The organism is Serratia sp. JSRIV006 (assembly GCF_019968685.1).
Taxonomy (GTDB): Bacteria; Pseudomonadota; Gammaproteobacteria; order Enterobacterales; family Enterobacteriaceae; genus Chania; species Chania fonticola_B.
The window spans coordinates 20,669-32,682 of the sequence record NZ_CP074137.1 but is presented as its reverse complement, the minus strand read 5'-3'; the positions used below and the strand labels follow the sequence as shown (position 1 = coordinate 32,682).

At 55.3% G+C, this 12,014-nt stretch carries 10 protein-coding genes; all 10 read left to right on the top strand.

What is annotated here, in order from left to right; all coding sequences use genetic code 11:
• The first annotated feature begins 114 nt into the window (after window positions 1–114).
• The 10 genes from KGP16_RS00135 (at window position 115) to KGP16_RS00090 (ending at window position 11,866) form a co-directional block, all read left to right on the top strand.
• Entirely contained in the window at window positions 115–687 is a 573-nt protein-coding gene (locus KGP16_RS00135; RefSeq protein ID WP_223500580.1) for a DNA-3-methyladenine glycosylase I, read from the top strand.
• Window positions 684–1,130 carry an N-acetyltransferase gene (locus KGP16_RS00130; RefSeq protein ID WP_094982479.1) on the top strand — a complete coding sequence of 149 codons (447 nt, stop codon included), beginning with the start codon at window positions 684–686 and terminating at the stop codon, window positions 1,128–1,130. Before KGP16_RS00135 ends, KGP16_RS00130 begins: the two co-directional genes overlap by 4 nt.
• Window positions 1,131–1,206: 76 nt before the next feature.
• A complete protein-coding gene (locus tag KGP16_RS00125) occupies window positions 1,207–1,938 on the top strand; it encodes a MurR/RpiR family transcriptional regulator (protein WP_223500579.1) in 732 nt (243 codons plus the stop codon).
• 176 nt (window positions 1,939–2,114) lie between these two features.
• Window positions 2,115–3,623: a PTS transporter subunit EIIC gene (locus KGP16_RS00120; RefSeq protein ID WP_115160324.1), complete on the top strand. Its 1,509-nt coding sequence runs from the start codon at window positions 2,115–2,117 to the stop codon at window positions 3,621–3,623.
• A gap of 26 nt (window positions 3,624–3,649) precedes the next feature.
• Entirely contained in the window at window positions 3,650–5,086 is a 1,437-nt protein-coding gene (locus KGP16_RS00115; RefSeq protein WP_223500578.1) for a 6-phospho-beta-glucosidase, read from the top strand.
• Between the two features lie 279 nt (window positions 5,087–5,365).
• Complete coding sequence (locus tag KGP16_RS00110; RefSeq protein WP_223500576.1) at window positions 5,366–6,025, top strand: OmpA family lipoprotein; 660 nt, start codon at window positions 5,366–5,368, stop codon at window positions 6,023–6,025.
• 118 nt (window positions 6,026–6,143) lie between these two features.
• Window positions 6,144–7,151 (top strand): LacI family DNA-binding transcriptional regulator, encoded by a 1,008-nt coding sequence (locus KGP16_RS00105; RefSeq protein WP_059199253.1) that lies wholly within the window; start codon window positions 6,144–6,146, stop codon window positions 7,149–7,151.
• 129 nt (window positions 7,152–7,280) lie between these two features.
• Complete coding sequence (locus KGP16_RS00100; RefSeq protein WP_223498655.1) at window positions 7,281–9,407, top strand: alpha-galactosidase; 2,127 nt, start codon at window positions 7,281–7,283, stop codon at window positions 9,405–9,407.
• Window positions 9,408–9,489: 82 nt separating this feature from the next.
• Window positions 9,490–10,761, top strand: coding sequence for an MFS transporter (locus tag KGP16_RS00095; protein WP_223498654.1), 1,272 nt, complete (start codon window positions 9,490–9,492; stop codon window positions 10,759–10,761).
• 70 nt (window positions 10,762–10,831) lie between these two features.
• On the top strand, window positions 10,832–11,866 hold the full coding sequence (locus tag KGP16_RS00090; protein WP_179248620.1) for a LacI family DNA-binding transcriptional regulator: 1,035 nt from the start codon (window positions 10,832–10,834) through the stop codon (window positions 11,864–11,866).
• The last annotated feature ends 148 nt before the right edge of the window (window positions 11,867–12,014 follow it).

Genomic DNA, 12,014 nt, shown 5'->3' with positions numbered 1-12,014 from the left:
GCGGGGATTCACATAACGTCAAGTTAACTGACGATAAATCGTGCGAAGGGTTGCCAAGCAGGCAACTTACGGCGATGATTACCTGTAAATAAATACAGCAAAAGGAATCCTCGTATGGCCATCGAACGTTGCGGTTGGGTTACCGCCGATCCGCTATATCTTGAGTATCATGACCAGGAATGGGGCGTACCCACCACCGACGCACGCGAGCTGTTCGAAATGCTGTGCCTGGAAGGCCAGCAGGCCGGTCTTTCCTGGATCACCGTGCTGAAAAAACGTGAAAACTACCGCCGTGCCTTCCACAATTTCGATCCGCAGCACATTGCAGCCATGACCGAGCAAGACGTGGCAACGCTGATGCAAGACAGCGGCATCATCCGCCATCGCGGCAAGATTGAGGCGATTATCAACAATGCCAAGGCCTATCTGGCGATGGAAGCCGCCGGAGAGGATTTTGTCACCTTTATCTGGCAATTCGTCACCGGCAAGCCGATGATCAATCACTGGCAGGCACTTGGCGAAGTCCCCGCCAAAACCGAACAGTCCGATGCCCTATCCAAGGCGTTGAAAAAGCGCGGCTTTAAATTTATCGGCTCAACCACCTGCTATGCCTTTATGCAGGCCAGCGGCCTGGTGAACGATCATATTACCGGGTGCTTTTGCCACCCAAAGCAGCGCCAGGCATGATCCGCACCGCCGTCCCGGCAGATATCGAGCCGCTTATGACGCTGTGGCAGGCAAGTACCACCCAAGCCCATCCGTTTATCGCGGCCGATTATTGGCAGCAAACCGCCCAGTTGGTGCGTGAAAGCTATCTGCCGCGCGCCAAAACCTGGGTTTATCTGCACCACCAGCAGATCGCCGGTTTTATCAGCGTGCTGGATGAACGCTTTGTGGGTGCGCTGTTTGTCGATGAAAGCTTCCACGGCCAAGGCGTCGGAGCAGCGCTGATGGAGCATGTGCAGCAACAGCACGGCTGGCTGAGCCTGGAGGTATACGAGCAGAATCTGCGGGCCTGCGCCTTTTACCGCAAGCATGGGTTCAGTGAAGTACAACGCCAGTTCAACCAGGAGACCCAGGCCCATACGCTGATCATGAACTGGGCCGCAACCGAACTGCGCTACCCCTGAAGAAGCGGCGGGCGGGCTTTGTCATCCCTGCCCGCTTCTGGTACTTTGGCAGCCAACCTTGTCAACGAGATCCCGCATGTTTACCCATATCGCCTTATCCAAGCTCAACGGTCTTGAATTGATGGTGTACAACTACGTCATCAAAAATAAGGACAAGGTCATGTATATGACCATTCGCGAGCTGGCGGACGGTGCCAAGGTCTCCACCACCACGGTATTACGCTTTTGTAAGAAAATGAATTTCAGCGGCTATTCGGAATTCCGCATTCGTTTTAAACTCTATCTGGAGCAGGAAGACAAGCTGCTGCTAACCTCCGGCGTCAGTGAAATTGTCAGCTTCTTCAAGAGTATTAACAATGAAGAGTTTGAACAGTTAATTACGGATGCGGCAGCGCACATTGCCAACGCGGAACGGATCATCTTTGTTGGAGCAGGAACATCCGGCACCTTAGGTAAGTACGGCGCCCGTTTTTTCTCTAACGTCGGTAAATTCAGTAATTATATCGATGATCCTTATTATCCCATCAGCAGCGATATGTATAAAAACGCGGTAGCCATTATTTTATCGGTTTCTGGAGAAACGCCGGAAATTCTTAAACTGGCCAGCCAGTTTAGCCTGCATAACTGTAAGATCGTCAGCATTACTAATAGCGAAACCTCTTCACTGGCGCGCATGGCGGACTTTAATCTCTCTTATCACATGCCGCAAATCCGCATTGCCAGCGAATACGATATCACTACCCAGGTACCGGTGATGTATATGTTGGAGGCGATAGGGAAAAAGCTGGCTAAAAACCTCGGCCATTAATTTCATTAGCTAAAGCACGTTAAATAACACCCTGTTTTTTGCATGTGACAAATCACTATTTTGCCATTTTGTTATATCGTGACATTCTCTTGCCGTTTGCTACTATCCATTTAGAAATCACCTTCGACCTACAATAAAGCCCGATATTTCTGTACCCCACAGATGGAGTTACGTTGATGGCAATTAATTATGCTGACTCGGCAAAAGAGATCGTGCGCCTGATTGGTGGCGATAATAATGTGATTAATGTCACACATTGCGCCACCCGTTTACGATTTATTCTAAAAGACGGTAGCCAGGCCGATAAAGACACACTGAAACGCGTCAAAGGCGTTATTACCGTTATCGAATCCAGCGGCCAATTGCAGGTGGTGATCGGCAACCACGTCGGCGATGCCTATCGGGAAGTGCTGAAGCTGGTCAATATGGATGAAAACGTGGCGGTCAGCGCGCCGAACGTCGGCATCGTCAGCCGCCTGATGGACATTATCTCCAGCATCTTCGCCCCCTTCCTGTATCCGCTGGCAGCCTGCGGGGTGTTGCAGGGGCTCATCTCGCTGTTTGCTGCCTTGGGCTGGATGGATCCGGCCAGCGGCACCTATCGTATCCTGAACTTCGTTTCCTGGACCGGCTTCACCTTCCTGCCGGTGATGGTGGCCTTCACCGCCGCGAAAAAATTCAACGTCAACCCGTTCACCGCAGTGATCGCGGCCTGTGCGCTGGTCTCTCCAGACTATATGAACATGCTCACCGCCAATAAAATCCTGTTGGTGAACTCTGCCGATCCGGCCATGCAGGCTTTGATGCAGGAAGCCGTCAATAACCCACAGATTGCCAGGGTGCTGGCCGAGGTGGCCGGTATCCCGATTAACGCCGATCCCCTCACCTTCCTGGGCATGCCGGTGCAGTATCTCAGCTACACCGCCTCGGTGATCCCGATCATATTGATGGTCTGGATCATGTCTTATGTGCAGCGTTTCTTTGAACGCATCCTGCCGCTGGTGATCCGCAACCTGTTCACGCCGATGTTCTGTATCGCGATCATGGTGCCGCTGACGCTGCTGGCCTTTGGCCCGATCGGCAACATGATTGGCGGTGCCATCGGTGGCGTCTATAACACGCTGTATCACCTCAGCCCTTCCATTGCCGGAGCGGTGGTAGGCGCACTGTGGATGCCGTTGGTCACGCTGGGCGTACACTGGGGGATCACGCCGGTCACCGTGGGGAACTATGCCACACTGGGTTATGACACCTTTACCGGCCTGCAAGCCTCGCCGGTGTTTGCCATGGCAGGTGCCGTGCTGGGCGTCTATTTGAAATCCAAAGACCCGGAGATGAAGCGCGTTTCGCTGTCTGCGGGCATGACCGCCCTGTTTGGCATCACGGAGCCCGCCATCTACGGCGTGGCGTTGCGTCTGAAACGCCCAATGATTTGCGGCTGTGTCGCCGGTGCGGTCGGCGGTTCCATTGCCGGAGCCTTCAACGCGGTGTCATGGAGCTATTGCCTGCCGGGGATTGCCGTGCTGCCGGTGTTCTTTAAAGAAGGCCATATGCCGCAGTTCCTTGGCTTCCTGTTGTCCATCTGCGTGGCATTTGTGCTTGGTGCGGTACTAACCTATATCGTCGGCTTCAAAGAAGAACAGCCTGCGCCAGCGGCACCGCTCAACAAGCCTGAAATGGCCTAAATTCATCTACCAAGAGAAACAACGTTATGAAAAAACAGTTACCGGATAATTTCCTGTGGGGTGGCGCAGTAGCGGCGCATCAGGTTGAAGGCGGCTGGGATCAGGGCGGTAAAGGCCCAAGCATCGTCGATGTGCTGTCCAGCGGTGCCCACGGCGTCGATCGCGTGATCACCGACGGCATTGAACCAGGCTACCTCTACGCCAACCACGAGGCGGTGGACTTCTATCACCGTTATCAAGGCGATATCGCGCTGTTTGCCGAAATGGGCTTCAAGTGCTTCCGCACCTCTATTGCCTGGTCGCGCATCTTCCCGCTGGGGGACGAGCTGGAACCGAACGAAGAAGGGTTACAGTTCTACGACAACCTGTTTGACGAGTTGCTGAAATACGGCATTGAGCCGGTGATCACTCTTTCCCACTTTGAGATGCCATGGCATCTGGTGAAAGCATATGGCGGCTGGAAAAACCGCAAGGTAGTCGATTTCTTTGTGCGCTTTAGCGAAGTGGTCATCTCCCGTTACCAGCACAAAGTGAAGTACTGGATGACCTTCAACGAGATCAACAACCAGCGCAACTGGAAGACTCCGCTGTTCGGCTACTGCTGTTCAGGGGTGATTTTCACCCAGGAACCGAACCCGGAAGAGTGCATGTACCAGGTGCTGCACCATCAGTTTGTCGCCAGCGCACAGGTGGTCAAACTGGGACATGCCATCAACCCGGAACTGCAGATTGGCTGCATGATCGCCATGGTGCCGCTGTATCCGTTCTCCTGCAATCCGGACGACGTGATGTACGCCCAAGAGGCGATGCGTGAACGCTTCCTGTTTGGCGATGTGCATATGCGCGGCTATTACCCGTCCTACATCCTGCACGAATGGGAGCGCAAGGGTTACCACATCCAGATGCAACCGGAGGATGAGCAGATCCTGCGTGAAGGTTGTGCAGACTATATCGGCCTGAGCTACTACATGAGTAACGCGGTGCAGGCGGACTCCATCGGCACGGGCACGGCGCTGGCCGGTTTTGAAGGCAGCGTGCCGAACCCTTATGTGAAAGCGTCCGACTGGGGCTGGCAGATCGATCCGGTGGGGCTGCGCTATACGCTCAATATCCTCTATGAACGCTACCAGAAGCCGCTGTTTATCGTCGAGAACGGCTTCGGTGCGCTGGATAAGCCCGAGGCCGATGGCCAGATCCACGACGATTACCGCATCGCCTATCTGCGTTCGCACATCGAGCAGATGAAAAAAGCGGTGATCGACGACGGCGTTGAGGTCATGGGCTTCACCCCCTGGGGCTGTATCGACTGCGTATCCTTCACCACCGGGCAATACAGTAAGCGCTACGGTTTTATCTACGTGGATAAGCACGACGACGGCAGCGGCAGCTTTGCCCGCTCGAAGAAACAGAGCTTCGACTGGTATCGCCGCGTGATCGCCAGCAATGGCGAAACGTTAGCCTAATCGCATCTCATCGGGGCGAAATTCTTCGCCCCTTTGTCCGAAAGATCAACCACTCCCACATCAATTCAGTTTGTTCTGGTTCCCAAGCGGCGATTTGGCGGCTACCTTCCTGCCTGGCTTACAGGTTTATAATTTGTCACGATTTTTATCGGAACTGCTGGCCAAAAGGTACGTCATAGTTGCGCGGCCCGTTTGGGGCTGGCGGCTGAATGCCGACGATTTAGCGCCTCCAGTTTGGAGTAGCGCACGCAGATATCCCTGCTTTTAAAGGAACTAACAATGAAAAAACGCATTGCGATAATTGCTGGTGCGGTAGCCGTTGCCATGACGCTATCGGCTTGTACCACCAACCCTTACACCGGGGAGTCAGAAGCCGGCAAGTCCGGTATTGGCGCTGGCGTTGGCGCAGCCCTGGGTGCCGGTATCGGCATGATCTCTTCATCGAAAAAAGACCGTGGCAAAGGCGCGCTGATCGGCGCCGCAGCCGGTGCAGCATTAGGCGGTGGCGCCGGATACTACATGGACGTGCAGGAAGCCAAACTGCGCGACAAAATGAAAGGCACCGGCGTTAGCGTTACCCGTCTGGGCGATAATATCGTGCTGAATATGCCGAACAACGTGACCTTCGATACCGACAGCAGCACGCTGAAACCGGCGGGCGCCAACACCCTGACCGGCGTGGCGATGGTGCTGAAAGAGTATGAGAAAACCGCCGTCAACGTGGTGGGTTACACCGACAGCACCGGGGCCCGTGCGCATAATATGACGCTGTCCCAGCAACGTGCAGACGGTGTGGCCAGCGCGCTAATCACCCAAGGGGTCGCCGCCAACCGCATCCGCTCAACCGGTGCTGGCCCGGATAACCCGATCGCCTCCAATAGCACCACCGCAGGCAAGGCGCAGAACCGCCGCGTCGAGATCACTCTCAGCCCGCTGTAAGCCCACAGTGCGGGGCCTTTGCCCCGCCAGTTCGCATTTCCTGCCCTCACCTCTCCCGCCGGTTCCTCTGCCTGTGTTACTCTCGCCCGGCATCCCAACACCTTCTGTAGAGTGAAATATGTCCCTGAAAGCGATTGCCAAAGCATTGGATCTCTCCGTTACCACCGTGAGTCGTGCCCTGAATGGCTACGGCGACGTGGCCCAAGATACGCGCCAACGGGTAGAGGCTGAGGCAGAGCGTTTGGGGTATCGCCCCAATACCCTGGCACGCCGCTTAAAAATGGGCAAAATCGACGCCGTTGGTCTGGTTTTTCCCTTCAATAACTACACGTTAAGTAACTCTACCTTGATGGAGATGATCGGTTGTATCAGCAATGAGTTGGTACGCCACGAGATCGATCTGCTGCTGGTAGCAGATGATGCGCCCCATCAGGCCTTTACTCGTCTGATTGCCAGCAAACGTGTTGATGCGTTGATTGTTGCCCATACGCTAGACAACGATCCGCGTCTGCATGAATTACAGCGGCTTAACTTCCCGTTTCTGGCGCTCGGCCGCAGCCAACTGGTGAAAGATTACGCCTGGTTTGATTTTGATAATCGCGCTGGCAGCCTGATGGCCGTGGACTATCTGGTGGCGCTCGGCCACCGGAAAATTGCCTATCTGGGCGAAAATAACCAGCAGTCATTTATCAGCCAGCGCCGCCAAGGTTATCTGGATGGATTGGCCAACCATCAACTGCAACAACGTGACGATTATCTGTGCAGTATCACGCCAAGCCGTCGCGCGGGTTATCTGACCACCCAAGCGTTATTGGCGTTAGCCGATCCACCGACGGCAATCATTACCGACTGCAACGGTCACGGCGAGGGGGCAGCAATGGCGCTTCGTGATGCCGATAAACTCGGCCCCGGTGGAGTTTCTCTGGTGGTGTATGACGGATTACCAGCGGAAAGCCTGCTCGATCTTCCTGTAGCCTCCATCGTCCAAGCCACCCGCGCGGAAGTCGGCCAACAAATCGCACAAATGACTCTTGGCCTGATCCGTGGTGAACCCCTGCAACAATTACAGGTACTGTGGCAACCGGTGCTAAAACCCAACCCTGACGAGCTCCCCCTTACCTCCTGATCGTTTAAAACAACGACGTTTTTTGCCCGACCAGATCACAGATCCGAAACGTTTAGGTTTTAATCCGAAACGTTTCGGATCAATGATGAGGCCACTGAGTTGAGCCAAAGATCGTAAAGGAGTCAAAACATGGAACCCACCATTGTGCGGTTAACCAGCCCCATGACCGACGTCATTGTTCGTTGCCAGCCGTTTGCCGAAATTCTCTATTGGGGCCCTCATTTAAGCGGGTTTATGCCGGAAGATGTCCTGACGCTGAGCCGGGCGGTGCCCAACGGCAGGCTGGATGTCGATGCGCCACTGACGCTGGCGGCAGAATCTGGACGCGGTCTGTTTGGCTCACCGGGAGTGGAAGGCCATCGTGACGGCTACGATTGGTCACCCGTATTCACCACCAGCGAAATCACGCATCAAGACAATCAGTTACTGATCCTGGCAGAAGACCCACAGGCTGGGCTGCAACTACGCAGCGAACTGCAATTGGACAGCGCCAGCGGCGTGCTAAAGATGCGCCATACGTTGATCAATCATCATGCTGCTCGTTACTGGGTTAACCGATTGGCGTTAACACTGCCCTTGCCTGAGCGTGCTGGTGAAGTGATGGCGTTTCATGGCCGCTGGATCCGCGAGTTCCAACCGCACCGCGTCACCCTGGAGCATGGTGGATACCTGCAGGAAAACCGCCGAGGGCGCAGCTCTCATGAATACTTCCCCGGCATGATGGTAGGTAGCCGTGGCTTCAGCGAGCAACAAGGGGAAGTCTGGGGCATTCATCTCGGTTGGAGCGGCAACCATCGCCTGCGCGCCGATGTGAAAACCGATGGCCGCCGCCTGTTGCAGGCAGAGGCCCTGTATCTGCCAGGCGAGCAGGAGCTGGAAGGCGGAGCCAGCCTAAGCACGCCCTGGCTGTATGCCGCCAGCTCTCGCACGGGTCTGAATGCGCTCAGCCAGCAGTTTCACCGTTATGTCCGCCAGAATATCCTGCACTTCCCTGAACACAAGCCACGTCCCGTGCATCTCAATACCTGGGAGGGCATCTATTTCGACCACCAGCCCGAGTACATCATGCAAATGGCCACCAAATCGGCCGAACTTGGCGTAGAACGCTTTATCATTGATGACGGCTGGTTCCGTGGGCGCAACCACGATCGCGCCGCACTTGGCGACTGGTATCTGGACGAGAAAAAATACCCGAACGGGCTGGCACCGGTGATCGAGCATGTTAAACGGCTAGGCATGGAATTCGGTATCTGGGTGGAGCCAGAGATGATCAATCCAGATTCCGATCTGTTCCGGGCTCACCCCGACTGGGTGCTAGGTTTACCGGGTTATCAGCAACCTACCGGGCGTTTTCAGTACGTGCTCGATCTGTGCAACCCACAGGTCTTCGAATACCTGCTGGAGCGCATGAACTGGCTACTGAGCAATCATGATATCGACTACATCAAGTGGGACATGAACCGCGAGATCGTGCAACCCGCTCACCTTGGCCGCGCCTCGCTGACAGCCCAGACCGAGCAATTCTATCGCCTGTTGGATAGTTTGAGGGAACGCTTCCCGCAGGTGGAATTCGAATCCTGCGCCTCCGGTGGGGGCCGTATCGATTATGAGGTCCTGCAACGCTGCCACCGCTTCTGGGCCTCCGACAACAACGACGCGCTGGAACGCCAAACTATTCAGCGCGGCATGAGCTATTTCTTCCCCCCGGAAGTGATGGGCTCACACATCGGCAACCGACGTTGTCACGCCACCGAACGTCAGCACAGCATCGGTTTTCGCGGCCTGACGGCGCTGTTCGGTCACATGGGTATCGAACTCGACCCGGTCAAAGAAGGTGACGCCGAACAGCTTGGCTTCGTCCGCTATGTGGCGTTGCACAAATCTCTCCGGCCGCTGCTACATAGCGGCGATGTTATCCGTATCGATCATCACGACCCAAGCACCCAGATTAATGGCGTGGTTGCCCCAGGACAGGAGCGAGCAGTCATTCTGGTCAGCCAGTTGGCGATGCCGGATCACCAGTTGCCGGGTAATTTGCGCATTCCAGGGTTGAGGCCGGATGCACGTTATCGGATCACCCTGCTGGATACCCCGCCGCTGATTCACCAACAGCAGGGCGGCCATACCATGCGCCAGTTACCCGCCTGGATGAAACAGCCCTGCGACGTGAGCGGGGAATGGCTGGCACAGGTCGGCCTGGCGTTACCGGTACTGGATCCGGAAAGCGCCATGCTGATCGGCCTGGAACAGCTCTGAGTTATCCCATAGATTTGCAGGTGCAGCGCTCACCACGGCGGGCCGCTGCACACCCAAAGCTCGTCGTGGAAGGACAATCACCATGAACGCCACCGTCTGTACCTATAAAAATAACCGTAACTTCTGGATATTTGGCGCTTTCTTTTTCCTCTACTTTTTCATTATGGCCACCTGCTTTCCGTTTCTGCCGATCTGGCTGTCTGAAGTCATCGGGTTGAATAAAACCGAAACTGGCCTGGTATTTTCCTGTCTGTCTCTGTTTGCCATTCTCTTCCAACCCATTTTCGGCATTATTTCCGATAAGCTCGGGCTGAAAAAACATCTGCTTTGGGTGATTACCCTGTTGCTGTTTTTCTTTGCCCCCTTCTTCCTCTACGTCTTTGCACCGTTGTTGAAAATCAACGTCTTGCTCGGAGCCATGGTGGGCGGGGCCTATATCGGATTTGCTTTTTCAGGGGGCGCGGGAGCCGTTGAGGCTTATATCGAGCGAGTCAGCCGCAAAAGTGCCTTCGAATACGGCAAGGCACGGATGTTTGGCTGTTTCGGCTGGGGGATCTGTGCGTCTACCGCCGGGGTGTTATTCAACATCAATCCGGATATCGTCTTTTGGATGGGTTCTGGAGCCGCAGTGCTACTGATGCTACTCCTGATCCTGGCCAACCCGCGCGAAAATCCTAACGCCATGGTCATGGGCAAACTGGGTGCCAACCAGAGCCAGTTCAACCTGAGGATGGTGGTAGCGCTGTTCAGGATGCCGAAGATGTGGATGTTCATCCTGTATGTGGTCGGCGTAGCCTGCGTCTATGACGTGTTCGATCAACAGTTTGCCAACTTCTTCAAAACCTTCTTCAGCTCGCCCCAGCGCGGTACCGAAGTCTTCGGTTATGCGACCACCGCCGGAGAATTGGCCAATGCGCTGATCATGTTCTGCTCGCCGTGGATTATTAACCGCATCGGGGCGAAAAATACGCTGCTGCTGGCCGGTACCATCATGTCCATACGCATTATTGGCTCCGCCTTTGCCACAACGGCATTGGAAGTCATCATGCTGAAAATGCTGCACGCGCTGGAAGTGCCTTTCCTGCTGGTCGGCTCCTTCAAGTACATCACCGCCAACTTTGATACCCGCCTTTCCGCCACGATCTATCTGATTGGTTTCCAGTTTGCCAAACAGGGGGCCGCCATCTTCCTCTCTGCCTTTGCAGGTAGCCTGTATGACCGTATGGGGTTCGCCGACACTTACCTGATCCTTGGCTGCCTTGCCTTGGGTGTCACGCTGATTTCTGTCTTCACCCTCAGCAGCCCCGGCAAGAAAATCCAGACGCAGGCTAAAGCGCAGGAGGCCACCTCCTGACAAGGGTCATTCCCGGCTTTGGGCTTGGTGTGTTAGTCTCCTTGGCATTGAACCGCAGGGGAGATTGGCTGTGAGCAGTGATAAAGCAACGCGTGCCTCAGGGCGCGCCACCATCAGTGATGTGGCAAAACACGCCCAAACCGGCAAAACCAGCGTGTCGCGCTATCTCAATGGTGAACAGCACCTGCTCTCCGACGCCCTCAAGCAACGTATCGACATCGCGATCCAGCAGCTCGACTATCGCCCAAGCCAGATGGCACGCAGCCTGAAAGGCGGACAAACGCGGCTGATCGGCCTGATCATCGCCGATATCACCAATCCCTATTCCGTCGACGTGATGCGCGGTATCGAAGCCGCCTGCCGTCAACATGGCTTTACCCTGCTGGTCTGTAACACCAATAACGAGATCAATCAGGAACAGCACTATCTACAGTTGCTGAGCAGCTACCGGGTGGAAGGGATTGTGGTGAACGCCGTAGGGATGCGAGAAGACGCGCTCTCCATGCTGCAACAGTCGATGCTGCCAATGGTGCTGATCGACCGTAAAATTCCCGATTTCGCCTGCGATGTGGTGGGCCTGAATAACCACGAGGCCACCGCCATCGCAACGGAGCATTTGTTACAGCAGGGGTTTGAGGCGATCCTGTTCCTCAGTGAGCCGATTGGCACCGTGAATACCCGGCTTGAACGTCTGCACGCCTTTCGCCAGACCATGGCCAAACATCCCGATTTATCCGCCGAGCAGGCTGAAACCCCGCTCAACGACGCCGAAAAGCTGGCAACGGTATTACAGACCTTCAACACCCGCCATCGCGGCATGCGCAAAGCGGTGATCTCAGCCAACGGTGCCCTAACGCTGCAAGTTGCGCGCGCTATGCGCCACCTGGGCATGCAGTGGGGCAACGATATTGGCCTGCTGGGGTTTGACGAACTGGATTGGGCCGAACTGGCCGGGGTGGGGATCACCACCCTGAAACAGCCCACCTACCAGATAGGACATGCCGCGTTGGAGTTGCTGGTGCAGCGTATCCAGGGCCTCGATGATCCCGTTAGCGAGCAGCTATTCTCCGGTGAGCTGATCGTTCGTGGCTCCACCCAGCGTTAAGCCACACTCGAATCACCAGTCCTCAAACGACTATTTTTCAGCCAACTCCGTGATTGCGATCATAATTCTGCATGCTGCTGCTTTTCAATGGAACCGGTTCCATTTACCGTGACAATAACAGTCGCGGTGGTGATAGGTCACCTCAGGA